The sequence below is a fragment of the Streptomyces sp. CB02056 genome (assembly GCF_001905545.1).
Lineage (GTDB): Bacteria > Actinomycetota > Actinomycetes > Streptomycetales > Streptomycetaceae > Kitasatospora.
This window is the reverse complement of record NZ_LIPD01000006.1, coordinates 1-25552: the sequence shown is the minus strand read 5'-3', so window position 1 is coordinate 25552 and position 25552 is coordinate 1. Positions and strand designations below refer to the sequence as shown.

The following is a 25552-nucleotide window of genomic DNA, read 5'->3' as shown; positions in this document are numbered from 1 at the left end:
CTGCCGCTTTGCGGGACAAGGGACGAGGGACAAGGCCCACGTCCGCTGACCGGGGATCAGAACGGACGTACGGTCCGGTGATCGTTACCCTGGCGCGGTGACGATCGAGCTGCGCGTGCTGTCCACGGTCTCCTGCCGGGGTGAGGAGGTCACCGCGCCCGGGCTGCGGGGGCTGCTCGCCCTGTTGGCCGGGGAGGTGCGGGCCGGGTGCGGCCGGGGGCGGCTGGTGGACGGGCTGTGGCCGGAGGAGCGGCCCGAGCGGCCGGAGAAGGCGTTGCAGGTGCTGGTGTCGCGGGCCCGGGCGAAGTTCGGGGCGGAGCTGATCGCCAGCACGCCGACCGGGTACCGGCTGGGGCTCGGGGAGGAACGGGTGGACGCCTCGGCGGTGCTGCTGCACGCCGCCGCCTGCGCCGAGAAGGCCCGGGCCGGGGACCATGCCGGGGCGCTCGCCGAGGCCGAGGCGGGGCTGGAGCTCTGGGGCGGGGACACCGCTCCCGCGGAGCCCGAGGGGACGGACCCGGCCTCCGCGCTGCGCGCCGAACGGGCCCGCACCCACCGGGTGTTGCGGCGGGCCCGGGCGCTCGCGCTGGCGCGCACCGGGCGGCACGCGGCGGCCGTCGAAGCGCTCGCCGAGGAGGCCGCCGGGCAGCCGCGGGACGAGGAGGTGCTGCTGGAGCTGCTGCGCTGCGAGGCCGGGACGGCCGGGGCGGCGGCCGCGCTCGGCCGGTACGACCGCTACCGCCGCAGCCTGCGGGACGCCCTGGGCGCCGACCCGGGGCCCGAACTGCGCGCACTGCACCAGGAGTTGCTGCGCGGTGCGGCGGCTCCGGTGCGGCGCGGGGTGCCGCACGAGCCGAACCCGCTGGTCGGCCGGGAGGCCGATCTCGCCGCCGTGGCGGAACTGCTGGGCGCCGCCCGGGTGGTGTCGGTGGTCGGCCCCGGCGGGCTCGGCAAGACCCGGGTCGTCGCCGCCGTGGCGCGCGGGGCGGCGCAGCGGGTGGTGCACCTGGTGCCGCTGGCCGGAGTGGCGGCCGACCAGGACGTGGCCGGGGCGGTGGCCGCCGCCCTCGGCGCCGGCGACCGGGCGGGGATCGCCGGTGCGCTCGCCGCCGGGCCGGTGCTGCTGGTACTGGACAACTGCGAGCAGGTGGTGCGCGGTGTCGCCGACCTGGTGCACGCGCTGGTGGCCGCCCGCCCTGACCTGCGGGTGCTCACCACCAGCCGCACCCCGCTCGGGATCTCCGCCGAATCGGTGTACCTGCTCCCGGAGTTGGACCGGGCATCCGCCGTCGAGCTGTTCACCCAGCGGGCCCGGGCGGCCCGCCCGGACGTCGAGCTGCCGGCCGGCCCGGTCGCCGCGCTGTGCGCCCGGCTGGACGGGCTCCCGCTGGCCCTGGAGCTGGCGGCGGCCCGGGTACGGGTGCTGGCGGTGCCCGAGATCGCCGACCGGCTGGCCGACCGCTTCGCCCTGCTGCGCGGCGGGCCCCGGGACGCGCCGCAGCGCCACCGCACCCTGCAGGCCGTGGTCGACTGGAGCTGGAACCTGCTGGACCCGCCGGGCCGGGCCGCCCTGCGCGCGCTCTCCGTCTTCCCCGGCGGCTTCACCGCCCGCGCCGCCGGGCGACTGCTCGACGACCCCGACGTCCTGACCGTCCTGGAGGACCTGGTCGACCAGTCGCTGCTGCGCCTGACCGACACCCCGAGCGGGGGACGGTTCCGGATGCTGGAGACGGTCCGCGAGTTCGGCGCGGCCGAGCGGACGAAGGCGGCGGAGGACGAGGCCGTCACCGCCCGGTTCCTGGTCTGGGCACGGGAGTTCGGCATCGACCACCACGACGGCCCGTTCGGCCCGGCGGCCGTACCGGAGTGGCGGCTGGTCCGCGCCGAGCAGGACAACCTGGTCCGGGCGCTGCGGCTGGCCCTCGCCGCCGGGGACGGGCCCGCCGTCGCCGCGGCCGCGGCCGTCCTCGCCGGGCTGTGGACCACCGAGGGCAACTACGTCCGGCTGCTCGCCCTCGCCGAGGACACCGGCGGCCCGGTCTCCCGGCTGCGGCCCGGGCCCGACCTGCTGGAGCCGGTGCGCACCCTCGCCGCCCTGAGCACCGTCAACACCCTGCTCGCCGCGGGCGGCGGGCTCGGCACCGGCACCGGCGCGCTGCGGCTGCTCGCCGCCCTGCGGCGGCTGCCCCCGGCCGCGCCGGACACCCCGGTGCGGGCCATCGCCACCGTGATGGCGGCCGTCCCCGAGGTGCTCGGCCCGAACGATGGCGAGGTGGGCGCCCCGGGCGGCGGGCTGTTGGCGGCCCTGTGCGCCGCCCCCGAACCGCTGCTCGCCGGTGTGGCCGAGGCGGTGGCCGGCTACCGCTGGGAGGCCGCGCAGGAGATGGAGCGGGCGACCGCCTCGGCGCGGCGGACGCTGGCGGCCTTCGAGACGCTGCCGGTGCCCTGGCTGCGGGTGCTGGCGCTCGCCCGGCTCGGCGAGCTGCATCTGCAGGGGGAGCGGGGCGCCGAGGCCCTGCCGCTGCTGGGCGCGGCGATGGCGGAGCTGGACCGGCTCGGCGACTGGAACGACATGCTGGGCCTGCGCTGGGGCATGGTGATCGGCAGCTTGCAGGCGGGGGACCCGGACGGCGCCGAGCACTGGCTGGAGCTGGCGGTGCGCCACCGGCCCGCGGAGGCCGCCGAGCTGCCCGCCCCCGAACTGGGCCTCCGGGCCGAACTCGCCCTCGCCCGGGGCGAGGTGGACGCCGGTCTGGCGCTGTGGCGGCGCTCCGCCGAGCTGCTCGCCCGCGCCGCGGAGCCGCCCGCCGAGCCGTCCTGGGCGCTGGAGCCGATGGCGGCCTGCGTGGCCGCGCACGCCCGGTACGGCGAGTCGGAGCGGGTGGCCGCCCTGGCGGCTTCCCTCCCGGAGCGGCTGGTCGAACTGCTGGGCCGGCCGGCCGCTTTGGTGGAGGGCCCGCTCGCGGGGGCGCTGCTGCTCGCGCTCGGCCTGGTGGCGCTGGACCGGGGCGGCCGGGAGGGCGATCCCGAGCGGACTCGGACGGGCGTACGGCTGGTCGTGCTGGCCGAGCGGTTCCGCTGCCTGCGCACCTTCCAGCCGACCATGGGCTCGGCGGCGGCCCGGGCGGACGCGGAGCGGGCCGATCCGGCGGAGTACCGCCGGGCGGTGGCCGCGTACGCGGCGCCTGACCGGTCCGCCCTGGCGGCCGAGGCGCGCCGGCTGGTGGGCGGCTGAGCGCAGAACCCAGAACGGGCCCCGGCGTGCCGCCGCCCGCTCAGAGCCGCACCGGCAGCCGCAGCAGGTGGAAGCCGTCGGCCGGCCAGTGGCCGAACTCCAGCCCGTCCCGCGCGACCCCGAGTGCCGCCTTCGGTCGCCGGATCAGCACCTGGTCCAGCACCACCGAGGTGACCAGCCGGCCGAGGGCCGCGCCCAGGCAGTAGTGCGCGCCGTGGCCGAACGCCAGGTGGCCGTCGCCGCGCCCGAACTGCCGGGCGATGTCGAGGCGTTCGGGCGCCTCGCCGTACTCCCGCGGGTCGTGGTCGGCGGCCAGCAGGGCGACGGTGACCGGGTCGCCGGTGCGCAGCGCCGTCCCGGCGAAGGTGAAGTCCTCGGCGGCGTACAGGGTGGCGCCGATCCGCACCAGGGTGACGTACCGCAGCAGTTCGGGCACGGCCCGCTCCAGCAGCTGCGGCTCGGCGCGCAGCCGGGCCAGCTGGTCGGGGTGGTCGAACAGGGCGAGCAGGCCGTGGGCGAGGAACAGCGCGGGCGGGGTGATGCCGGTGTTGATCAGCAGGAAGACGGCCGCGACCAGGTCGTCCTCGTCCAGCGGCTGCTCGCCCTCGCGGGTGTCGTGGGCCAGGGTGGAGACGAGGTCCCCGGTGGGTTCGGCGCGGCGGCGCGCGATCAGCTCCTTGACGTGGTCGACGATGCCGACCAGGCCCTCGACCGTGCGGCTGCCGTCGCCGTACGCGAAGTCGCGGATCCAGCCGCAGACCCGGGGCCGGTCGGCCTCCTCGACGCCGACCAGCTCGCAGATCACCTGGGTGGTCAGCGGGTAGGCGAACTCGCCCAGCAGGTCGGCCGGTTCGTCCCGGGCGGCGAGGTCGGCCAGCAGCTCGGCGGCGGTGCGCTCGACGAAGCCGCGCAGGGCGGTGATCCGGCGGGCGGTGAAGGCGCGGGTCAGGGGCGCGCGGCGGCGGGCGTGCTCCTCGCCGTCGAACAGCGCCAGGTGGCCGGAGAGGTAGCCGGCGTACTCGGCGGGGAAGCTGTCGAAGGCCGCGGCCAGCAGCTCGTCCTGCGGGTCGGATCCGGCGTCGGCCGGAGCGGCGAGCCCCGCCCGGTCCCGGACCAGCCGGGGCTCGGTGAGCGCGGCCTTCACGTCGGCGTAGCGGGTGACCAGTCGGACCGGGGTGTCCAGGCCGGGCAGGACGACCCGGGGCAGCTCGGTCTGCTCGCGGAAGCGGGCGTAGGCGCCGACGGGGTTCTCGACGTCCTCGGGGGTGAGCCGGACGGGGGTGGTGGTCATGGCGGGTCTCTCCTTCGTCACACGGCTGTGCGGCTTTCGATGCCCCGGAGCTTGCCGGGGCCCGCCTTCAGTGCGGTTTCACCGTGGTTTCAGTCGTCCGGGCGGTGGCGCGGACGGTGTAATTGAACGCGTTCAGAAGCTTGGGCTAGGCTGGGCTCCCAGGAACCGGGGGCAGGAGGGGGAAGCCATGAAGGTCGTCATTCCCGGCGGATCGGGGGCACTCGGGGCGCTGCTCGACCGGAGCCTGACCGCCGCCGGACACCAGGTCGTGGTGCTGAGCCGCAGGCCCGCCGGGCCCCGGCAGGTCGGCTGGGACGGACGGACCCTCGGCGCCTGGGCGGCCGAGGTCGACGGGGCCGACGTCGTGCTCAACCTCGCCGGGCGCAGCGTCAACTGCCGCTCCACCGAGGCGAACCGCCAGGAGATGATGGACTCGCGGGTGCAGTCGACCCGGGTCGTCGGCGAGGCCGTCGCGGCCGCCCGCCGCCCGCCCGCGCACTGGCTCCAGATGAGCACCGCCACCGTCTACGCCCACCGCCACGACGCCCCCAACGGCGAGCGGGACGGCCTGATCGGCGGCAGCGAGCCCGACGCCCCGGCCGCCTGGCGGCACAGCATCGACGTCGCCCGGGCCTGGGAGCGTGCCCAGGCGGAGGCCGACACCCCGTACACCCGCCGGGTCGCCCTGCGCACCGCCGCCGTCCTCGGCCCCGAGCGCGGCGGCTCCCTCGACGCGCTCTCCTGGCTGGCCCGGCTCGGCGCCGGCGGCCCCGTCGCGGGCGGCGCCCAGTACGTCTCCTGGATCCACGAGCGCGACTTCGCCCGCGCCGTCGAGTTCCTGATCGCCCGTGAGGACCTCACCGGCCCGGTCAACCTCGCCGCCCCGAACCCGCTGCCGCAACGCGCGTTCATGCGCGAGCTGCGCACCGCCTGGGGCATGCCGCTGGCCCTGCCCGCCACCCGCTGGATGGCCGAACTGGGCGCCTTCGCGCTGCGCTCCGACACCGAACTGCTGCTGAAGAGCCGCCGCGTCGTCCCGACCCGGCTGCTCGACGCCGGCTTCACCTTCGACCACCCGAGCTGGCCGGAGGCCGCCCGCGACCTCGTCCGGCGGCTGCGCGGGCGGTAGCGCTGTCCGGAGCGTGGTGGGCCGGGTTCGTCACGGGGCCGTCACAGCTGCCCGCCGGTGCTTGCCCGGGCCCGGCCGCTGCCGGGAGCGTGGAGCCCACACGCAGGGGACACCAGGGGGCGGGATGCGGACGGTACGGCTGTCGTACATGCGGCGGCGGGTGGACATCATCGGCGTCGGCTGCCTGCTGGCCCTGGTGACGGTGATCGTGCTGGGGGAGTCCGGTCTGGTCGGCCCGGGGACGGCCGTGCTCGTCGGCGCCGTGGTGGCCGGCGCGGTGGCCGTCGGAGTGCCGCACACCTTCTGGCTGCGGGAGGAGGCGGACGGCCTCACCGTGGTCCGGCTGCTGGTCCCGCGCCGCTACGCCTGGTCGGAGATCCGCGGCCTGGCCATGGAGTTCGACGAGGAGGAGGAGACCAGCGTCCACCGGGTCACCCTCCGGCTGCGCCTGGTGGACCCGCCGGGCCGGTTCTGGGGCCCGCTGCTCGGCCGGTTCGACGTCACCGACGACGACCGGCCGCGCGGCCTCGAACCGCGCGCCCTGGCCGAGCTGTTCGCCCTCTTCGGCCGGCACGGGCTGCCCGTCGACCGGCCGGAGTTCGCCGACGACGTGCTCCATACCCGAGGGCTGCCGCCGACGCCGCCCCCGGCGGTGCGGAGCGTGCCGGCCGGGCCGGTGCCCACGGCGGCGGAGGCGTACGCGGCCGCCCCGGGCGTAGCGGAGGAGGAGGCGTACCTGGCGGCCGGCCGGAACACCGCCAAGAGCCCGCCCCGCAAGCGGCGTGCCCACCTGCTGCGCGCCGCCGCCCAGGCCGACCGGATCGCGCTGGCGGGCGGTGACGCGGACCGCGAGCAGGTGGTGTGGGCGCGGATCTCGGCCGGCTACCTGTGCGAGCACGACGGCGTCACCGCCGCCACCGACGACGACGCGCGCTCGTACGTCCGCCAGCAGTACCTGGACTGGCGCCGGGCCTCCGCCGACCCGCGGCGCGGCCGTCGCGACGGGGGCTGACCCGGGGGCCCGGCGCCGGTCACCGGCGCCGGGCCCCCGGGCGTCGGGTGCGCCCTACGGCAGCCGGGCGTGCTCGGCGCGGCTCTCGGCGATCCGCCGCGCGGCGAGGTCGCGGGCCCGGGCGCGGTCGTTGCCGGTGAGCCGGGCGAGGATCGCGGCGAGCGGCCTGACCTTGCCGAAGCCGCCCCAGTGGCCCTCGGGGATCTCGGTGGGGAACACCCAGATCCGGCCGGGGTCGCGCGGCCAGGCGCCGTCCTCGGCGTCCAGGATCGCCTCGGTGACGTCGGCGATGACGCCCGCGCGCTTGCGGGCGTCGAGCTGGCCCTCGGGCACCGACGGGACGACCTTGTAGCGCGGCGCGTCCGCGAGCTCGCCGCCGACGTAGACGGCGGCGGGCCGGTGGAGGAAGAGCCAGGACACCGAGCGGGTGACCGGGTCGGCGGGGTCGAAGCCCTCGTGGCGGATCAGGATCTCGGTGATGCGGTTGAGCAGGGCCGCTTCCGCCTCCGGGCGCAGGGCGCCGTCGGGGATGTGGACGTCGAGCATCGGCATGGCCGTCGCCTCCTGGATTTAATTTCTCAACTCAGGTGGCCCGGAGCCTAGCCCGGGCTGAGTACGGATTGTCAACCCAGGTGGGTCGGACGGGCTAGGATCGACCCATGGCGGAGCAGCGGCGGCGGATCGACCCGGTGAACTGTTCGATGGGGCGCGCCCTCGCGGCGGTCGGCGAACGCTGGTCGCTGCTGATCGTGCGGGAGGCGCTGGACGGCGTCGGCCGCTTCGGGGAGTTCCGCACCCGGCTCGGCATCGCCAGCAACCTGCTGTCCACCCGGCTCGACGGCCTCGTCGCCGCGGGCGTGCTGCGCCGCGTGCCGTACCAGGAGCCCGGCGACCGGCAGCGCTTCGAGTACCACCTCACCGAGAAGGGCAGGGACCTGCGGCCCACCGTGATCGCCCTGCTGGAGTGGGGCGACAAGTACCTCGCCGACGAGGAGGGCCCGTCGGTCGTCGTCCGGCACGGCGGCGGCGAGGAGCACGACTGCGACGAACCGGTCACCCTCGTGCTGGAGTGCGCGGGCGGCCACACCCACCTGCCCCCGGACTCCGTCTACCGCAGCCCGGGCCCGGGCGCCCGCTTCCTGCCGTCCTGAGCGGCCGGGCCGCTACAGCCCCAGCAGGTGGTCCAGGACCCGGCCGAAGACCAGGCGCCCGGACCGCGCCAGGACCGGATCGAGCAGCGGATCGAGCGTCCGGGGCAGGCCGGCGACCGTCAGCTCCTCCGTCCAGACCGCCGCGCTGCCGCCGCCCACCGCCCGGACCCGCAGCTCGGCCCAGCCGTGCACCGGGTGGCCGCGCTTGACCAGCCGGCACCGCCCGTCCCGGCCGGGGCCGGGGACGACCAGCTCGGTGAGCTCCATCGGGTCGTCGAAACGGAACGGCCCGAGGGCCGTCCGGGCCAGGACGACGTCGCCCGCCTCCCGGCCGGAGCCCCGGACCACGCGGACCCGGGTGAACGGCACCCGGTCCCCGTGCCGGGACCAGTCCGTCAGCCGCTCCCAGCACTCGGCGGGCGGCAGCGGCGTACGGCGGATCAGGACGAAGCGGGCCACGGTCGCCACCCTAGGCCCTCTCGAAGCCGCGCCGGTCCTAGCGGCGCCGAGGCAGGCCCCCCAGCAGGCCCGCCACCGCTGCCAGGTCGCCGTCCCCGTCGAGCAGCACCACCAGCGGCGGGTGCGCCGGCGAACCCAGCCGGGCGATCCCGCACGCGGTGGCCCCGAGCCCCGGCGGGGCGACCAGGGCGACCGGCGCGCGGGACTCCAGCAGCGGGCCGAGCACCGGTCGGTACGCGGCCGGGGGCGGGTCGTCCCCGGCGGGGCGCAGCACCCCGAGGGCCTGCGGGCCGGGCCAGTCGCGCGCGGCGCCGGGGTAGCGGGTGTGCGGGGCGTCGGGCGGGGGCAGCAGCAGGACCCAGCCCGCGCCCGGGTGGGCGGCCCGGCGCAGCACGTCCAGGCGCACCGCCGGGGCGGCCGGCTCGGTGCCCTCGGCGGCGCCGGCCGCCGGCTCGCCCAGCCGGGGCGCCGGCTGTCCGGCCAGGGTGGAGCGCAGCACCTCGGTGGTGCCCAGCCCGCTCGGCAGGTCGGGGAAGCTGCGCAGCAGGTGGGCGCTCTGGTCGAGGAGTTCGGCGGCGTCCCGGTCGGCGAGCAGGGCACGGTCGTGGGTGGTGGTGAGGACCAGCCCGCCGGTGGCGTCGTAGTGGGCGGCGAGCGTGATCGGGTACGAGGTGAGGGTGCCGGCCGGGGCCGGACCCTCCACGTGGATGCCGTGCGCGGCCAGGTCGGTCTCCAGCCGCAGGTGGTGCGCCGCGGCGGGCTGGTGCTCCAGGACGACCAGGCTGTTCGGCCGCTGCCCGCGCGCGCCGGGCGTCCAGCGGTGGGCCTGGCCGGGGGAGACCCACTCGTACGCGGCGAGGTCGAGCACCCCGTCGCGCAGCGCCGCGAGCAGCTGCGGCACGGTGGTGCCCGGCTGCACCCGGACGGAGATCGGCAGCGGGTTGCGCAGGGCGCCGGGCAGCCGCTCGACGCCGTCCAGCGGGATGCCCCGGCCGGAGACGGTCACCGCGAAGCCGACCCGCACCGCGCGGGCCGGGCGGCGGGGCCGGTCCGTCTGCTCGGCGCGGTACAGCAGCAGCGCCCAGGCCGCCTGGAGGGCGCTGCTCTCGCCCGCGCCCCAGGCGGCCGCCCAGCCGCGCAGCCGGACCGCCTCGTACGGGGTGAGCCGGCGCCGGGCCCGGCCGCTGCCGCGCCGGCGCGGGTCGGGGGCGAGCGGCAGGACGGCGGTGGCGGGGGGCCGGGTGGACCAGAACTGCCGTGCCGCGTCGGTGCTCCGGCCGGACAGCCAGCGGGCGTGGTCGCGCAGGTCGGGGCGGCGCTGGCCGCCGGCCAGCACGCCGCCGGTCAGGTAGGCGCGGTAGAAGGACTGGAGCAGCAGCCGTACGCTCCAGCCGTCCAGCATCGCGTGGTGGTAGGTGAGCAGGACCCGGGTGGCGGGCCCCTCCCCGGCGTCCGGCGGGGCGTCGACGAGGGTGGCGCGCAGCAGGGCGGGGCGGCGCAGGTCGAAGCCGCGCCGACGGTCGGCGGCGAGCAGGTCCTCCCAGTCGGCGGCGCCGTGGCGGTGCCGGGTCACCTCGGGGACGGCGTGCTCGTGCAGCACCATCCAGGGGTCGTCGGGGCCGTGCTCGTCCCAGTCGAAGGCCGCGCGCAGCACCGTCTCGTGGTCGAAGACGGACTGCCAGGCCGCGGTGAAGCGCTCGGTGTCCAGCGGCCCGTGCCAGTTCCAGGACAGCTGCTCGACGTGCCGCCCGCCGGGCTCGGACTCCCCGATCACCTGGCGCAGCAGCTCCCGCTGGAGGGCGCTGGTCGGTACGGTGACCGGCTCGGGCGGGTGCGCCAGGGCCTCGCGCAGCTCCTCCAGCACCCCGGCGGCGCGGGCGAGCGGGCCTTGGGCGACGCCGACGAAGAGCCGCCGCCCGCCGTCCGGCGCACCGTCCCCGGTGGTGTGGCGCCCGCCGTCCCCGGTGGCGTCGCGCGCGTCCTCGACCAGGACGGCCCGCAGCCGGGGGCCGCCGGCCAGGCTGCGCCCCAGTTCCACCAGCACCCGGTCGAGCCCGTCCGGGCCGTCCACCGTCCGCTGCCAGAGCAGGTCCGCCGCGGGCCCGGCGGGGTCGTCGGCGAGGACGCTGCGCAGCGCGGTGCGCAGCGCCTCCGGCGGGTATCTCCGGTGCAGCTCGACCAGGACGAACTCCGGTGCCCGGGCGGGCCGTTCGGGGGTCCGCCGGGGCCGGGGGGCGGCGCCGGCCAGCGCGGCGCGCACCGCCCCGGCGTCCAGCGGCCCGGGCGGACGGCCGGCGGGCAGGCAGGGCTCGGGCGCGGGAGCGCCGGCCACCAGCAAGGTGACGGGTGCGCTGGAGAACTGACGGTTCGTCATGGCTGATCAGCGGGCACCGGAGCCCTCATCCTTCCCGTGGCCGGCCGGGATCGCGCCGGGGTTACTGGGTGGCGAGCCCGCCGCAGACGTTCAGTGCCTGGGCGGTGATGCTGGCCGCGGTGGGGCTGGTGAGGTAGCCGGCCAGCGAGGCGACCTCCTCGGGCGTGGTGTAGCGGCCGAGCGGGATGTGCTGCTGGAAGTGCTGGTGGATGGTCTCGGGGGTGGTGTTGTAGGCGGTCGCGTACTCGTGGTGGATCCTGGTGGTGTGCGGGGTCTGGACGTACCCCGGGCAGATGGCGTTGACGGTGGTGCCGGTCGGCGCCAGCTCCTTGGCCAGCGCCCGGGTGAAGCCGATCACGGCGTGCTTGCTCGCGGTGTACGGGGCGCCCAGGGTGACGGCCTGCTTCCCGGCGGTGGACGCGATGTTGATGATCCTCGGGTGGGCGGTGCTGGTGATGTGGCCGTGCCGGAGGGTCTCCCGGGTGACCAGGAAGACCGCGTTCAGATTGGTGTCGATGACGTCGTACCAGAGGTCGTCTGTGGTGGTCGCGGTCGGCCCGCCGCCGGTGCGTCCGGCGTTGTTGACCAGGACGGTGATCGGGCCGTACTCGGCCACCGCGTGCCGGATCAGTTCGCCGACCTGGACGGGGTCGCGGACGTCGCAGGTGAGGCCGTCGGCCTGGTGGCCCTCGTCGCGCAGGGTGGCGAGGGCCTGGTCGATGTCCCGGGCGGTGCGGGCGCAGATGAAGACACGGTGGCCGCGGCTGCCGAGTTCGCGGGCGATGGCGAGGCCGATGCCGCGGGTACCGCCGGTGATCAGGGCGAGGGGTTTCTCGGGTGCGGTGGTCATGACGCGTCCTGTGGGTGAGGGCTGGGAGCTGGGAGAGGTCGGCGGGGACGGCCGTCCGGACGGGGCTCAGGCCGAGTACAGGTTGTAGGTGGTCGGGTGGGCCGTGGTGGGCGTGTTGAGGGTGGGGTCCAGGGTGAGGATCGCGTGCTGGAGGTGCTGGAGGTGCGGCGAGGGCTGGATGCCGAGCTCGGTGGTCAGCCGGTGCCGCAGGTGGTGGTAGGTGGTCAGGGCGCTGGTCTGCCGGCCGGCCCGGTAGAGCGCGACCATGGCCTGGGCGTGCAGGCCCTCGTGGTGCGGGTGCTGGTGGGTCAGGTGGGTGAGCTCGGGGATCAGCTCGTTGTGCCGGCCGAGCCGCAGGTCGGTGTCGATGCGGCGTTCCAGGGTGATCAGCCGGCTCTCCTCCAGGCGCATGATCTCGATGGTGAGGATCGGCCCGGGCCGGACGTCGACCAGGGCGGGGCCGTGCCAGAGCGCGAGGGCCTGGCGGAACTGGGTGGCGGCCTGGTGGTCCTGGCCGTGGTTGAAGGCGTGCTGGCCCTGGGTGGTCAGCAGGTTGTAGGTGTGGACGTCCAGGTTGTCCGGGTGGGTGGTGAGCTGGTAGCCGCCGTGCCGGGTGGTGAGGATGTCCTTGGCGGTGGCGTGCGGGGTCGGCCCGAGGGCCTGGGTGATCCGGCGGCGCAGCTGCAGGATGTACGTCTGCATCGTGGTGAGCGCCTGTCTTGGCGGGTCGTCGCCCCAGATCTCCTCGATCAGGGTGGCCGTGGGCAGGATCCGGTTCGGGTAGAGCGCGAGGAGGGCGAGGATCTGGCGCTGCTTGGCGGCGGTGGGGACGACGGAGATGCCGTTGAGGTCGGCGGTGAGGGGGCCGAGGACCCTGAGGTGCATGGCGGTTCTCCTCTCGTGCGGGTGAGTGGGGCTCGGAGGATCGTGAGCCCGTGGATTCGTGGGGCTGTGGACCCGTGGACCCGCGGGTCCGGTGAACTGTGCGCTGCTGGTGCGGAAGTGTGTTCGAATCAGGGGGATGGTGGGGTGGATGCGTCGCACCCTAGCGGCGCCACGGAGGGGCGGCCGGATTCCTCAAGTGCCCGTCGAGCGGGGTTCCGGGCGATCTGGTGGGGGCTTCCGGGCAGCCGGAAGCGGCGGGGCGGCCCCCGGGGGAGTGGGGGCCGCCCCGCCGTGTGAGGAACCGGGGGTGCTTCTTCCCGCTTCGTTGTTGCGGATCTGCGCGACCGGGTCGTTGGTCCGGCCCTGGGTGATGGTGATCGCGAAGTCCGGCTTGACGAAGGTCTGTTGGCTGCCCAGGGTGCCCTGCCAGGCGCCGAGGAGGGTTCTCGCTCTCCGGAGCCGGCACGCCCGTTTCCAGGTCGGGACGACGGAGCTGGGCGGAGAGGGGCGGCGGGTGGCCGGGGCCGGCTCAGCTCCGGGCGGCTCCGCTGGGGGCGGTGCCGGGGGCCTCCGCCGGGGTGCGGCTCGGGGCGGCGTCACCGTCGGGCGTGCTGCTCCCGTTCGGGCCGTGCCCGTTCGCAGCGCCGTCGGGCGTGCTGCTCCCGTTCGCGCCGGGCCCGTCCCGGTCGGTGAGGGCGGCCGGCCCCGGGAGGTGCGCCTGGTGGTCCGGCGGGTAGAACTGCCGGGCCCAGTGCCGCATCGCGCCGATCGGCCCGTCGCCCGGGGCGAGCTTCGGCGGCGACATGTACCGCTTGGTGGACCAGATCGGGAAGTCGGCCGCGGTGAACTCCAGGTTGCGCTTGAACATCGGGCCCGCCAGCAGCCTGGTGACCGCCCGGCTGACCGTCCGGGCGACGACCGGCGGCAGTCCGGACGGCTCCGACATGACGAAGCGGCTCGCCTGCCGCAGCTGCATCCGGCCGGGAGCGACCTGGGTGGCCATGACCAGCGAGCAGATCTCCAGGCCCAGCGAGGGCGTGTGCACGTCGGTGTGCAGGGCGGTGAGGCCGTACCCGTCCACCTCGACCTGGACCTCGCGCAGGCCGAGCAGCGGGAAGGTCTCCCGGACCAGCATCGAGATGTGGAAGGTGGTGCCGTCGAACTCCACGGGCTTCACCAACTCGCCCTGTGGCCAACCGTGCAGGGTGACGAAGTGGCCCAGGTCGAAGGAGTTCTCCATGACGTCCTGGGCGTAGCCGGGCATCTCGAAGGAGGTGTACCGCAGGGGCTGCCGCCCGTCGTCGATCCGGTGCCAGGCGGGGATCTCCCAGTCCGGCTCCCGGCCGTCGTGGTGGCGCCAGACGAAGACGGCCTCGTTCACCTCGCGCACCGGCAGCGGCGTCAGTGCCGCCTTGGGCGGCGGGGTGCCGTACCCGGTGCGCACGCAGCGGCCCTCGGCGTCGAAGGCGAAGCGGTGGAAGGGGCAGACCAGGTGGTCGCCCTCGACCGCGGCCAGGCCGAGGTGGGCGCCGAGGTGCGGGCAGTACGGGCGGATCGCGCGGAGGCGGCCGTTGCGCAGCCGGTACAGCACGACGTCCTCGCCCGCGAGTTGGCGGGTGAGGACGGTGCCGGGCCTGAGCTCGGCGGAGAAGGCGAGTGCGGACCAGCCGTCGGGGTAGGGCAGTGCCGGTGGCAGGGCGACATCGGCCGCGGTCGGGCGGCTGCTGACGGGGTGGACGTGCTTGGACACGCGCATGAAGAAGTCTCCTGTCGGTCTGTCCGGCGCCGCCCCTCCCAGGCGATTAGCGCTCGAACAGAATGGATTTCCGATGCTAGCCATGGAACGGGAGCCCGTGCACGGACAATCTCCCTAACTCACAACAAGTCTGATGATCCGTCGGGTAGACCGGTTCAAGGATTCGACAGGTCCCAGCCAATCGCCCGGCCCCGGGGCCACGGGGGTATTCGGGCAGGTCGGCGCGGCCTCGACGCCCGAGCGGGGCCGAAGGGGGGTCGGCGGGGCGGCGGGCCGCATCCGGGGCGGAACAGGGCCGCCCGGCCCGGACGATATTCGTACGGGCCCGTACCGTGGGGCGATCGGCGACGGCGACGGATTCCGCGGTCCCGGCGTGACGGGAATGCGGATCCGGCCGACCGACGCGGTTCCCCCGGATTTCCCCTCGGCCCTTTGCGGACGCACCGCGCGGTGATTGCCCCACGCGGTCGAGGAGGGGTCGAGAGGTGCTGGAAAGGGCTTTCTGCCGGGGGTGGGGTGTGTTGTGGTGGGTGGCAGGGGAGCCCTGGCCGCGGACGGCTCGACGGCCGTGGGTGGGCGGAGCGCCGCTGGTCGGTGACGTACCGGTGGCGTAGACGCTCGCGCATGGAACTGAGAGCGGCGGCTATGGATCGCCGGGCCAGGGGGGATTTGAATTGGTGCCACGACGACGAACCGATCGGGCGCAACCGGCGCCTCCGAAGGACCGGTCGTCGGTGATTCCTCCGAGTCTTGGAATGAGGGTGTGTGTGATGGCTGGTGTGGTGGATCTCGCGGTCGAGTCCGGTGTCGTGCTGGTGGTCGGTGGGACGGGGAAGACGGGTCGCCGGGTGGCGGACCGGCTGACGGCCCTGGGGTACGGGGTGCGGGTGGGGTCGCGTTCGGGTGCGGTGCCGTTCGACTGGCACGACGAGGGGACGTGGGAGGGGGCGTTGGAGGGTGTGAGTGCGGCGTATCTGACGTACTACCCGGATCTGGCGTTCCCGGGTGCGGTGGAGGCGGTGGGGGCGTTCTCGCGGTTGGCGGCGGAGCGCGGGGTGGGGCGGCTGGTGCTGCTGTCGGGGCGCGGTGAGGAGGCCGCGGAGGCGGGGGAGAAGGCGGTGATGGAGTCGGGGGCCGCGTGGACGGTGGTGCGGTGCGCGTGGTTCAACCAGAACTTCAGTGAGTCGTTCTTCCTGGAGCCGGTGCTGGCGGGGGAGTTGGCGCTGCCGGTGGGTGGTGCGGTGGAGCCGTTCGTGGACGCGGAGGACATCGCGGACGTGGCGGTGGCGGCGTTGACGGAGGCGGGGCACGCGGGGGAGGTGTACGAGCTGACGGGGCCGCGGCTGCTGTCGTTCTCGGACGTGGCGGTGGAGCTGTCGGCGGCGACGGGGCGTGAGGTGCGGTTCGAGGCGGTGTCGGAGGAGTCGTACCGGGGGGTGCTGGAGGCGGCGGGGCTGCCGGCGGACTTCGCGGAGCTGTTCTCGGTGATCCTGGACGGCCGCAATGCGTCGCTGGGCGACGGGGTGCGGCGGGCGTTGGGCCGTGAGCCGCGGGACTTCGCCGACTACGCCCGCGAGGCCGCCGCCTCGGGCGTGTGGAACGTGTGAGCCGACCCGTCCGGGGCGGCTCCGACCGCCCGTCTCCGGGCGGGCGCTGGTAGGGAATCCGAACGGACACTGGAGGTCTGGTCATGACGGACGGCACAACGGTCTGGTCGACGGAGCAGGGGCTGCGCGCCCTGCCCGAGCAGCTCAAGGGCTTCGGCCTGATGCACGTCGCGATGCGCCGGGACGCGGCACGGCTGACCGCCGCCGCGCAGCGCGGCTCGGCGGGCTCCGCCGCGGCGCTCGCGGAGTGGTTCGGGCGGCTGCGCTCGGTGATCGACTGGCACCACCACAGCGAGGACGAGATCCTCTGGCCGTACCTGCGTGGCCGGGTGGCGGGCTTCGACGGCAGCGGGGTCCTGGAGGAGGACCACGAGGCGCTGGACGCCTCGATGCGCCGGGTCGCCGGGGTGCTCGGCTCCGGACTGCGCGCCGAACTCCCGGAGGCCGCCCAGGCGTTCGAGAGCCTGGTGCGCGAGCACCTGCGGCACGAGGAGCCGGTGGTCTTCCCGGCGCTGGCCGGCCTGTCGGTGGACGAGTACCTGCGGGTCGAGCGCCGGATCATCGGGAGCGCGCCGACCCAGGTGATGACCTACCTCCAGCCCTGGATGTTCGACGGCGCGGACGCGGCCTCGGTCCGGGCGGTCTCGGCGACCATCCCGGCCCCGGTGCGGCTGCTCGGGCGGACGGTCCTGGACCGGCGGTACCGGCGCGGGCTGGGCGCGGTGCTCTGAGCCGGCCTCTTCGCCGTGTTCGCCGGGGCGGTGAGGTGCGCCGGCCCCGGCCGGGCGCGGCACCGCCGGGTGCCGCAAGTGCCCTGCCGGGGGCCGGGGTTCCGGTTGTCGCGGTTCCGTTGCGCGGTGCGCCGCACGGTGGGCGGTGTCGAGAGTTCCACGTTCGTCGGCGCCGCACTCCGCGGGGCCGGAAGATTGAGAGGGTCCAGGGATGCGTTCGGATCAGACCGCGGTTCCGCTGTCGTACACGGCGCCGTCGGCCATCGGGAGTGCGGGGGTGGGGAGTTCGGTGCGGGCTGTCGGACAGAGCAAGGCCGCGGGGCCGCTGCTGGTGGGTTCCACCGTGGCGATGGGCCTGATGGCGGGGCTGTTCTTCGCCTTCGACGTGTCGGTGATGCCGGGCCTGGCGGCCGGGGACGACCGGACCTACGTCACGGCGATGCAGCACATCAACAAGTCGATCGAGAACGGGCTGTTCGGCCTGGTCTTCGTCGGCGCCTTCGCGGCGACCGGCCTGGCGGCCTGGCTGCTGCACAAGGCCGGCCGGCGCCAGGCGGCGCTCTGGGCGGGCCTGGCGACGGCGCTGTACGTGGTGGCGCTGATCGTCACCATGGGTGTCAACATCCCGCTGAACAACGAGCTGGCGGCGGCCGGCGACCCGGCGCAGATCCACGACTTCGCCGCCGTGCGGGCCAAGTTCGCGGACAGCTGGGTGCCGGTCAACATGCTCCGCACCGCGCTCTGCACCGGCGGTCTGCTCGCGCTGACCCGCTCCCTGGTGCTGCACGGCCGCGGCGGCCGCTGAGCCCCGGCCCGCCCGGTTCCGCGCATCGCCGCTGTGCCCGTCCGCCTCGTGCGGGCGGGCACACGCGCGTTCCGGGGCCGTGCGCCCGCCGTCGTGGCCGGGCTGCCGGGGCCGGCCCGGTGCGCTGGGGCGTGCGCCGGTGCGCCGGTCCGGTGCGTTCTCCCAATTCACTTGGTGAGACACCGAGTTGGCGAACCGGTCCGATGTGGTGGAGCATAGGCCGGGCCCGGTCCGTTGCGGTGCGCTTGCGCCGCGGCCGAGCACCGTACAGCTGCTGGGGAGGAGGCGGTTCCGGTGACTCCGGTGGAACGTCCGTTTCTGGTGCGGGGGAAGGCGGTACCCCTGGCCAGATATCTGGCGGAGGAGGCCATCGAGGGCCTGGTGGCCTGCTCGTGCATCGGGAACGAAGTCTGCATCGACCTCGCCGACACCAGGATCCTGGTGAGCCTGGTCGACGTCGCCGACGTGCTGCGACTCAACTTCCACATGGTCCAGGACGGCCCGGCCAAGCCCCGCTCGTGGTCGCGACGGCTGCCCGCCGGCACCGGCCCGCGCGAGACCGCGTCCCGGATAGCGCTGGACGTGCGGGCCCTGGAACGCGAACTGGCGCCCTTGCGCCGGCGTCCGCCCCGGCCGGTGCCGGGGGCGGCGCAGCACCGCCCCGGCTGAGCCGGGGTCGGCGGCGAGGGCGACACGGACGACGAGGACCGGCCCGGGTCCGGCAGCGGGGGCGCTGCCGGGCCCGGGCTCCGTGCTGTTCCTGTTGTTTCGGTGAATCAACAAACGCTCAAAAGGCGGCAGTTGACCGCCTGAATCCGGAGCAGAGTCTCCCACTTGTCGCGCGTAGAAACGTTCTTCCGCCGTACGTCTGGCCGTTGCCCGACGCGACCGGTAGGGATCTGGTGGCACTGCTAGAACCTCAGCGCCCCACTTTCCCATCCGTGGTCACAACCGTCGGGCCGCGCGCCCGGACGGTGGTCAGGAGTCAGCCTCATGCGGAGCACCCCGAACCCCCGGATCAACCCGAGAGCGCCGCGGTTCCGGCGCCGGACGCTCGCGGCGGCCTCCGCCGCGGCCGTGGTGGCGGCGCTGGTGGCGCTGCCCGGCGGCGTGGCGCAGGCCGCGTCGCCCGACATCGTGATCAGCCAGGTGTACGGCGGTGGCGGCAACTCCGGCGCCCCGTACGCCAACGACTTCGTCGAGCTGTACAACCGCGGCACCGCGCCGGTGTCCGTCACCGGCTGGACGGTGCAGTACGCCTCGGCCGCCGGGGGGAGCTGGTCGCGGACCACCCTCTCCGGGACGATCGCGCCCGGCCGCTACTTCCTCGTCCAGGAGGCCGCCGGAGCCGGTACGGGCGCCGCGCTGCCGACGCCGGACGCCACCGGAACGATCGCCATGTCCGCGACCTCCGGCAAGGTCGCCCTCGTCACCAACGGCACGGCGCTGACCTGCACTTCGGGCTGCGCGAGCCAGTCCGGGGTGAAGGACCTGGTCGGCTACGGCAGCGGCGCGAGCTCCGCCGAGGGGACGCCGACCGGCAACCTGTCGAACTCCACCGCCGCCCTGCGCACCGGCGGCGGCGCCACCGACACCGACAACAACGCGGCGGACTTCGCGATCACCGCGCCCGTGCCGCGCAACTCCTCCTCCACCGGCACCGGCGGCAACCCCGCCGGCACCCGCATCCACGACATCCAGGGCGCCGCCCGCACCTCCCCGCTGGCGGGCAGCGCGGTCAGCGCCGTGCCCGGTGTGGTGACGGCCGTCGGCCCCAACGGCTTCTGGTACCAGGACCCGCAGCCCGACAACGACCCCGGCACCAGCGAGGGCATCTACGTCTACACCGCCGGCGCGCCCTCGGTCGCGGTCGGCGACTCGGTGACGGTTAACGCCACCGTCACCCAGTACCGCCCCGGCGGCACCGGCGGCACCACCAACCTGTCGATCACCGAACTGACCGCGCCCACCGTCACGGTGGTCGCCCACAACGTCGCGCTGCCCGCCGCCACCGTGGTCGGCCAGGGCGGGCGGGTGCCCCCGTCCGCGGTCATCTCCAGCGTCACCTCCGGCGACGTCGAGGCGGCCGGGAACTTCCAGCCCGCCACCGACGGCCTGGACTTCTGGAGGTCGCTGGAGGGCATGCGGGTCGAGATCGACAACGCGGCCGTGGTCGGCCCGACCAACAAGTACGGCGAGCTCGTCGTCGTCCCGCCGGGCAGCACCACCCGCACCAACCGGGGCGGCATCCTGCTCCAGGCGAACGACGGCAACCCGGAGCGGGTCGTCCTCGGGAAGGCGCTCGCGCCCACCCCGACCGCCAACGTCGGCGACACCCTGAACGGCGCCACCGTCGGCGTGCTCGACTACGCCTTCGGCAACTTCACCCTCCAGGTCACCGCGACCCCGGCGGTCACCTCCGGCGGCATCGCGCCCGAGACCACCGCCGCGCCGACGGCCGGGCAGCTCGCCGCGGCCACCTTCAACGTGGAGAACCTCGCCCCCTCCGACCCGCAGAGCAAGTTCGACGGCCTCGCGGCGGGCATCGTGACCAACCTGCGCTCGCCCGACCTGGTCGCCCTCGAGGAGATCCAGGACAACAGCGGCGCCACCGACGACGGCACGGTCAGCGCCACCCAGACCCTGGCCAAGCTCACCGCGGCCATCACCGCGGCCGGCGGCCCCTCCTACTCCTACCGCGAGATCGACCCGGTGGACGGCCAGGACGGCGGGCAGCCCGGCGGCAACATCCGCCAGGTGTTCCTGTTCCGCACCGACCGCGGCCTCTCCTTCACCGACCGCCCCGGCGCCGGATCCACCACCGCCGACTCCGTGGTGAACGCGGGCGGCACACCGCAGCTCGCCTACTCGCCCGGGCGGATCGACCCGACCAACTCGGCGTTCAACTCCAGCCGCAAGCCGCTGGCCGGCGAGTTCCGCTGGAACGGCAAGCCGGTCTTCGTGATCGCCAACCACTTCAACTCCAAGGGCGGCGACCAGCCCCTCTTCGGCCGCTACCAGCCGCCGGCCCACCCCTCGGAGACCCAGCGCCACGCCCAGGCGACCGCGGTGAAGGGCTTCACCGACCAGATCCTGGCCGTGGACCCGAACGCCTCGGTCATCGTGCTCGGCGACCTCAACGACTTCGAGTTCTCGCAGACCGCCGACATCCTCACCGCCGGCGGCTCGCTCACCGACCTGCCGCGCACCCTGCCGCTGCCCGAGCGCTACACCTACGTGTACGAGGGCAACTCGCAGGTGCTGGACCACATCCTGATCTCCGGCGCGCTCGCGGCCACGTCGTACAGCTACGACATCGTGCACATCAACAGCGAGTTCAGCACGCAGCTCAGCGACCACGACCCGCAGGTGGTGCGCATCCCGCTGCCGTAACGGCCGGGGACGACGGTGCCGGTCTCCCCGTTCGTGGGGAGGCCGGCACCGGTGGTCCGTCGCCCGATCGTCCTGACCGTCACAGCCGTCCGGCGTAGTCCGGCAGCCGCAGGTCCGAGTGGGCGGCCCGGGCCGCCCGGGCACTCGGCGTCGCCAGCTCGCTCGCGGCGGATTCCGGATCGCGCACCACGGTGTTGCGGGCCTCCAACTGCTCCCGTGTCCTCGGCGCCACCGACGTGCCGCCTCCGGTGGCCAGCGCCTGGTTGCGCTCGGCGAAGGGGCGCATCCGGCGCTCGTAGGCCGCGAAGGCGGCGGTGTGGTCGGAGCGCGCGGCCAGTTCGCCGGCCAGGACGTACGCGCCGACCAGGGCGAGGCTGGACCCCTGGCCGGACAGGAACGACGTGGCGTGCGCGGCGTCGCCCGCGAGGACCACCCGCCCGCGCGACCAGCTGGGCAGGTGGATCTGGCTGACGACGTCGAAGAAGAGGTCCTCGGCGTCCCGCATCGCCGCCACCAGGCGCGGCAGGTGCCAGACCCGCTCCGGGAACCGCGCGGCGACCAGCTCGCGCTGGGCCCGCGGATCGCGGAAGGCCTCGAAGGGCGGGTCGTCGCGGGTGAAGGTGAGGAAGCCGTGGAGCCGGTCGGCCGGTTCGTGCGCGTTGAGGACCGCGCCGCGCCCGACGTCGTTCCAGACGACGGCCTCGCGGACGAGGCCGAACTCGTTCGGGAGCGTGAAGCCGGCGAAGACGTGCCCGAGGTAGCGGTGGAAGGCCTCCTCGGGGCCGAGAACCAGCCGGCGGGTGTTCGAGTGCAGGCCGTCCGCGCCGACCACGAGGTCGAAGCTGCGGCTGGCGCCGCTGTCGAACCGTACGTGGACGGCCTCCCCGTCGTCCTCCAGCGCGGCGATCGAGTCCTCGAAGAGGAACTCGACCCGGCCGCGCAGCGGCTCCTGGAGGGCGTCGGCCAGGTCGCCGCGCCGGACCTCCAGGTCGTGGCCGGCCGCGCCGCCGGTCAGCTGTTCCGGGCGCAGCGAGCCGACGGTCCGCCCGACGGAATCGACGAAGGTGATTCGCTGGCTGTCGACGTGGACGGTGCGCAGGCGAGGCAGCAGCCCCATGCGCTCCACGACCTCGCGGGCGGGCCCGCGAACGTCGATGGCGTAGCCGCCCCCGCGCACGGCGGCGGCCTTCTCGACGACGGTCACCTCGAATCCGTACCGGTCGAGCCAGTACGCGAGCGCGGGCCCCGCGATGCTGGCCCCGGAGACGAGGACGCGACGGGCGGGGCGTGACACGGTGTTCATGGCCTCTCACTTCCTTCCCGGCGGGCATCCCCGCCGGCACGTCGGTGGTACGCACCTGGACGAGCGGAAAGATACGTACCTCAGGTATCTTTATGGAGGTCGCACGTCGCCCTCGCGGGCGGTGGCCACCCCCCACAATACAGATACCTAACTTAGGTATGCAACATGGAGGCGCCATGCCCGCTGAGATTCCTGAGCCCGCCGAGACCCCCGGGTTCCCCGAGGCGCCCGACTCCGTCAAGGCTTCCGATTCCCCCGAGGCCCGCGAACCGGGGGAGCCGCGGCCCGACCTCCTCGCCGCGCTGACCCGGATCTCCCGGCTCAGCGCCGCCCTCACCCGGGGCCGCCTCGTCGAACGCGCCGTCGAGGAGGCGGGCCTGGGGCGCGACCGGCCCGCGGTGGGCGTGCTCGTCACCCTGCGCACGGCCGACGGACCCCTGCGGATCGGCGAGATCGCCGACCGCATGCAGGTCGTCGGCCCGCACATCACCCGCCAGGTCCAGATCCTGGAGAAGCACGGCCTCGCCCGCCGCATCCCCGACCCGTACGACGCCCGGGCCCGCCTCATCGAACCCACCGAGGCCGGCGCCGAGGCCGTCAACCGCTACCTCGCCTTCCTGCTCGGCTGGTTCACCGACGCCCTCGGCGACTGGCCCCGGCAGGACCGCGACGACCTCGTCCGGCTCCTCGCCCGCTTCGCCGACGATGTGACGACCCGGCTCGCCAGGCTCGACGAGGAGGAGTAGGGGCGGGCCGCGCTGGCAGGGGCGAACGTGACGCCGCCGTCCCGCCCCTGTCGACCAGTGGGCGGGACGGCGGCATCCTGTCGTGTTGGCGCCTCCCGGCGCGTTCCGGCGCCTTTAACGCGCTTAGCGCGTCACCGTCCAGGACAGGCTCGCGGTCAGCTTCGCGCGCAGCGCCGGGTCCGCGACGGCCGGGGTCGGGTCGGTGGCGACCGCGGTGAGCACGTGCGGCCGGGAGCGCGGCCCGGTCAGCTTGAGCTCGGCCAGGTCCAGTGCGGTGCGGCCGCCCAGTCGGGGCAGCTCCTTCCCGTCCAGGTACCAGCGCAGCCGGGTGCCGGCCACCGGCAGATCGACGGTGAGGCGGTCCGCGGCGGTGAGCCGACTGCCGTTGGCGGTGGGGCTGGTGAGCGGCGTGGCGTGGCGGTAGAAGCCCGCGATCATCGCCTCGCGCCCGGGCAGGTTGAACTCCCGTCCGAGCGAGCGCATGATCGAGTTCTCGGTCGGCCGGTAGAGCCCGGTCGGGTAGTAGCCGCCGCCCTCGTACGCGCCGACCGTGCCGCCGTCCGGCGAGGCCTGGCCCAGCCAGCGCGACCACTTGGTGCCCTGCTGGCGCATTCGGTCGGCGGTCAGGGTGCTGATGTTGGCCTCGGTGGGCTCGCTGCCCTGGTACGTCCCCTGGCCGTCGTACGCGTACTCGTCGGCCAGCTTGCCCAGCGAGTGCCCGGTCTCGTGCACCGCGATCTGCCCGGACTTCGCGTTGCCGCCCGCCACGGTGGCGATCCCCTCGTAGCCGAGCGGGGACTTGACGTCGTTGTAGCCGGCGCCGCCGTACTTCGCGCTGTTGGCCACCACGAGCACCAGGTCCGCCTGCGGGGCCTTCGCCGCGTACGACTCGACCGCCTTCTCGTCCACGCAGAGCAGCCGTTCCACGCCGTCGCACCAGAAGTACGAGCCCAGCGCGGTGTGCCGCACCGTCCCCTGGTCCGGATCCCCGGTCACCCCGGACTCGGGCGATATCGCGGACACCGCCCAGACGTTGAACAGCGCGCGGTAGCTGGCGTAGGGCTCCACGGCGGTCATCTCGCGCCACTTCTGGGCCGCGTCCGCGCGGAACTTGTCCTGCTCCTGCGCGGTGTACCCGTCGCCGATCACCACCACGTCCAGCTTGGCGGCCGGCTCCCCGTTGCGGACCAGCGCCGTCACGTCGCCGTCGCCCCGCATCGGGGCCACGCCCTGGGCGCCGTCGGCGAGATAGGGGGAGACGGCCGGGGCCTGGGCCCGGGAGATGCCGCCGTCCTCGGCGAACACCTCCACCTGACGTGTCGACGGCTTGTCGCCCGCCGGACGGTTGTCGCCCGCCGGACGGGCCCCGGCGGGCGCGGCCCCCAGCACCGCACCGGCGAGTACGGTGGCGAGCAGGGCGGTGGCGGTTCTGACGGTGGTGCGGTGCACGGGGGTCCTTCCGGAGGGAACGGTCTGTGGCCTGCTCCCTTCCCATGGCGATAACCTGACAATCCTGCGTCAGTGCAAGCCGATTCCCGAACCCACCGGTCACGCACAGGCCCGGGCCGGCCCGAAGGACAGGCGGCCGACCACCGCACAGGCCGCGACGGTGCTCAACCAGGCCAGGACGGCGACCGTGATCGTCACGGGGAACGACCACTGGAACGCCCCGATGAGGACGAGGGAACCGGCGAACGACCCGACGGTGAACACGATGCTCCCGACCTGCACCACGTCCCTGAGGCCCTCCCGGGACCGGTGCAGACCGTGGACGACCGCCGCACTGCCGACGCCGATCAGCAGCGCCACCCCGAGGACGGGCAGCCAGGGCAGCTGAGGCTTCACCGCCCGGTGGCCGCGGTACGAGATCTGCACCACCTCGCCCTTCCAGACCCCCACGTCGATCGCGGTGCCGACCTCTACGTCCTGGAAGAAGGGCTCGCCCACGTCGTACTCGTCGCCGCCCGCGGTCTCGCGCACGACGACCAGCTTGTACGAACTGAGGTCGTTCTCCCGGTCGGTGTCCACCTTCTTCCTCACGACCCGCCCGCTCTCCAGCCGCAGGCAGTCCGCACCCGCCCCGGCCGCCGACGTCCCGCACACCGGGGCCGTCCGGTACGCCACCGTCACGTCGTACGTGCGCACGAAGAGGAGGAACCCGGCCACGACGGGCACCAGCCCCGCCAGCACGATCAGCACCCGCCCCGCCGCCCGGAGCCGCGCCGCCCGCCTGCTCGGCTTGATGACCGGTTCCGTCCCGACACCCATCGCGCCCTCACCCACCCCACGACACCTGCCCGTTGCAGCCGGTGCTGGTTCCCGGCCGCGGACCGCATGATGCCAGGGAGCACCGGCGGGCGCCTCCGGGATGCCGGATCGACCGGGGCGCCGGAGTAGTGGGCTTCGAGCCCGTGTACGTCGAGCTTGACTGGTACGACGGTCCGCGCAAGGCGCTCACCACCGTCGATGGCGTATCCCACTAATTCCAGTGCCGCGACGCCGCCTTCACCGTCGCCCCGACCTCTACCACGCATGGCCCGCGGACGAGCGCGCGATCGCCATGGAACGTGAACAGTGGGCCGCCTAGGTCGAGGGGCGTGAGGCTCCGGCACCTGTACGGGGCCGCGAGTTCGGACGGATAGCGCGATGAGCCGGAAGCACGTGAAGTGCCCGGCTCATTCGCGTTTTTAGTCTTCGTGCGGTGCGTGCTCTTTCTCTCTTCCCAGGGCCCGGGTTTCCGGCTCGGATTCACGGACTGGTGTCCGCTTTTCCGATCCCGGGTCTCGTGTTCTCTTCTTCAGCTTGTTTTTTGTGTGTTAGGGGAA

The 25552-nt window shown here is 74.7% G+C and carries 20 protein-coding genes; 10 read left to right on the top strand and 10 right to left on the bottom strand.

Features of this window, described 5'->3' with window-relative positions; genetic code table 11:
• Window positions 1-97: 97 nt before the first annotated feature.
• Window positions 98-3235, top strand: coding sequence for an ATP-binding protein (locus AMK13_RS17220; RefSeq protein WP_074002986.1), 3138 nt, complete (start codon window positions 98-100; stop codon window positions 3233-3235).
• Window positions 3236-3275: 40 nt separating this feature from the next.
• On the opposite strand, the gene AMK13_RS17215 is transcribed toward AMK13_RS17220, so the two are convergent.
• Window positions 3276-4526 (bottom strand): cytochrome P450, encoded by a 1251-nt coding sequence (locus AMK13_RS17215; RefSeq protein ID WP_074002985.1) that lies wholly within the window; start codon window positions 4524-4526, stop codon window positions 3276-3278.
• A 187-nt stretch (window positions 4527-4713) separates the two neighbouring features.
• Here AMK13_RS17215 and AMK13_RS17210 point away from each other — a divergent pair, with 187 nt between their 5' ends.
• Window positions 4714-5655, top strand: a complete 942-nt coding sequence (locus AMK13_RS17210) for a TIGR01777 family oxidoreductase (protein WP_074002984.1) — start codon at window positions 4714-4716, stop codon at window positions 5653-5655.
• Between the two features lie 124 nt (window positions 5656-5779).
• Window positions 5780-6667, top strand: coding sequence for a hypothetical protein (locus AMK13_RS17205; protein WP_074002983.1), 888 nt, complete (start codon window positions 5780-5782; stop codon window positions 6665-6667).
• A 54-nt stretch (window positions 6668-6721) separates the two neighbouring features.
• Here AMK13_RS17205 and AMK13_RS17200 read toward each other — a convergent pair whose 3' ends face one another.
• A complete protein-coding gene (locus AMK13_RS17200; RefSeq protein WP_074002982.1) occupies window positions 6722-7219 on the bottom strand; it encodes a hypothetical protein in 498 nt (165 codons plus the stop codon).
• Between the two features lie 107 nt (window positions 7220-7326).
• On the opposite strand from AMK13_RS17200, the gene AMK13_RS17195 reads away from it, so the two are divergent.
• Window positions 7327-7818 (top strand): winged helix-turn-helix transcriptional regulator, encoded by a 492-nt coding sequence (locus AMK13_RS17195; protein ID WP_074002981.1) that lies wholly within the window; start codon window positions 7327-7329, stop codon window positions 7816-7818.
• 12 nt (window positions 7819-7830) lie between these two features.
• On the opposite strand, the gene AMK13_RS17190 is transcribed toward AMK13_RS17195, so the two are convergent.
• The 5 genes from AMK13_RS17190 to AMK13_RS17170 all read right to left on the bottom strand — a co-directional run bounded on the left by AMK13_RS17190 (window position 7831) and on the right by AMK13_RS17170 (window position 14142).
• Window positions 7831-8277, bottom strand: coding sequence for a hypothetical protein (locus AMK13_RS17190; RefSeq protein WP_074003277.1), 447 nt, complete (start codon window positions 8275-8277; stop codon window positions 7831-7833).
• A 37-nt stretch (window positions 8278-8314) separates the two neighbouring features.
• Window positions 8315-10651 carry a condensation domain-containing protein gene (locus AMK13_RS17185; RefSeq protein ID WP_074002980.1) on the bottom strand — a complete coding sequence of 779 codons (2337 nt, stop codon included), beginning with the start codon at window positions 10649-10651 and terminating at the stop codon, window positions 8315-8317.
• Between the two features lie 61 nt (window positions 10652-10712).
• A complete protein-coding gene (locus AMK13_RS17180) occupies window positions 10713-11501 on the bottom strand; it encodes an SDR family NAD(P)-dependent oxidoreductase (protein ID WP_074002979.1) in 789 nt (262 codons plus the stop codon).
• A 66-nt stretch (window positions 11502-11567) separates the two neighbouring features.
• The gene (locus tag AMK13_RS17175; protein ID WP_049653285.1) at window positions 11568-12386 is read right to left on the bottom strand and encodes an AfsR/SARP family transcriptional regulator; all 819 of its coding nucleotides are present in this window, start codon (window positions 12384-12386) and stop codon (window positions 11568-11570) included.
• A gap of 529 nt (window positions 12387-12915) precedes the next feature.
• Complete coding sequence (locus AMK13_RS17170; protein ID WP_074002978.1) at window positions 12916-14142, bottom strand: Rieske 2Fe-2S domain-containing protein; 1227 nt, start codon at window positions 14140-14142, stop codon at window positions 12916-12918.
• Window positions 14143-14912: 770 nt separating this feature from the next.
• Here AMK13_RS17170 and AMK13_RS17165 point away from each other — a divergent pair.
• From AMK13_RS17165 to AMK13_RS17145, 5 genes are all read left to right on the top strand, one after another.
• Window positions 14913-15749: an NmrA family transcriptional regulator gene (locus tag AMK13_RS17165; protein WP_181970371.1), complete on the top strand. Its 837-nt coding sequence runs from the start codon at window positions 14913-14915 to the stop codon at window positions 15747-15749.
• Window positions 15750-15832: 83 nt separating this feature from the next.
• Complete coding sequence (locus AMK13_RS17160) at window positions 15833-16480, top strand: hemerythrin domain-containing protein (protein WP_049653942.1); 648 nt, start codon at window positions 15833-15835, stop codon at window positions 16478-16480.
• 289 nt (window positions 16481-16769) lie between these two features.
• The gene (locus AMK13_RS17155) at window positions 16770-17285 is read left to right on the top strand and encodes an anthrone oxygenase family protein (protein WP_241852920.1); all 516 of its coding nucleotides are present in this window, start codon (window positions 16770-16772) and stop codon (window positions 17283-17285) included.
• Window positions 17286-17588: 303 nt separating this feature from the next.
• Window positions 17589-17954, top strand: coding sequence for a hypothetical protein (locus AMK13_RS17150; RefSeq protein ID WP_143204557.1), 366 nt, complete (start codon window positions 17589-17591; stop codon window positions 17952-17954).
• 324 nt (window positions 17955-18278) lie between these two features.
• Window positions 18279-20678, top strand: a complete 2400-nt coding sequence (locus tag AMK13_RS17145; RefSeq protein ID WP_079272224.1) for a lamin tail domain-containing protein — start codon at window positions 18279-18281, stop codon at window positions 20676-20678.
• 79 nt (window positions 20679-20757) lie between these two features.
• On the opposite strand, the gene AMK13_RS17140 is transcribed toward AMK13_RS17145, so the two are convergent.
• Window positions 20758-21981, bottom strand: coding sequence for an FAD-dependent monooxygenase (locus AMK13_RS17140; protein WP_074002976.1), 1224 nt, complete (start codon window positions 21979-21981; stop codon window positions 20758-20760).
• A 176-nt stretch (window positions 21982-22157) separates the two neighbouring features.
• Between AMK13_RS17140 and AMK13_RS17135 the strand changes: the two genes are divergently transcribed.
• Entirely contained in the window at window positions 22158-22727 is a 570-nt protein-coding gene (locus tag AMK13_RS17135; RefSeq protein WP_079272223.1) for a MarR family winged helix-turn-helix transcriptional regulator, read from the top strand.
• 123 nt (window positions 22728-22850) lie between these two features.
• On the opposite strand, the gene AMK13_RS17130 is transcribed toward AMK13_RS17135, so the two are convergent.
• Both AMK13_RS17130 and AMK13_RS17125 read right to left on the bottom strand, forming a co-directional pair.
• Window positions 22851-24176 (bottom strand): M64 family metallopeptidase, encoded by a 1326-nt coding sequence (locus tag AMK13_RS17130; protein WP_074002975.1) that lies wholly within the window; start codon window positions 24174-24176, stop codon window positions 22851-22853.
• A gap of 99 nt (window positions 24177-24275) precedes the next feature.
• Window positions 24276-24995, bottom strand: coding sequence for a hypothetical protein (locus tag AMK13_RS17125; protein ID WP_074002974.1), 720 nt, complete (start codon window positions 24993-24995; stop codon window positions 24276-24278).
• Window positions 24996-25552: the final 557 nt, after the last annotated feature.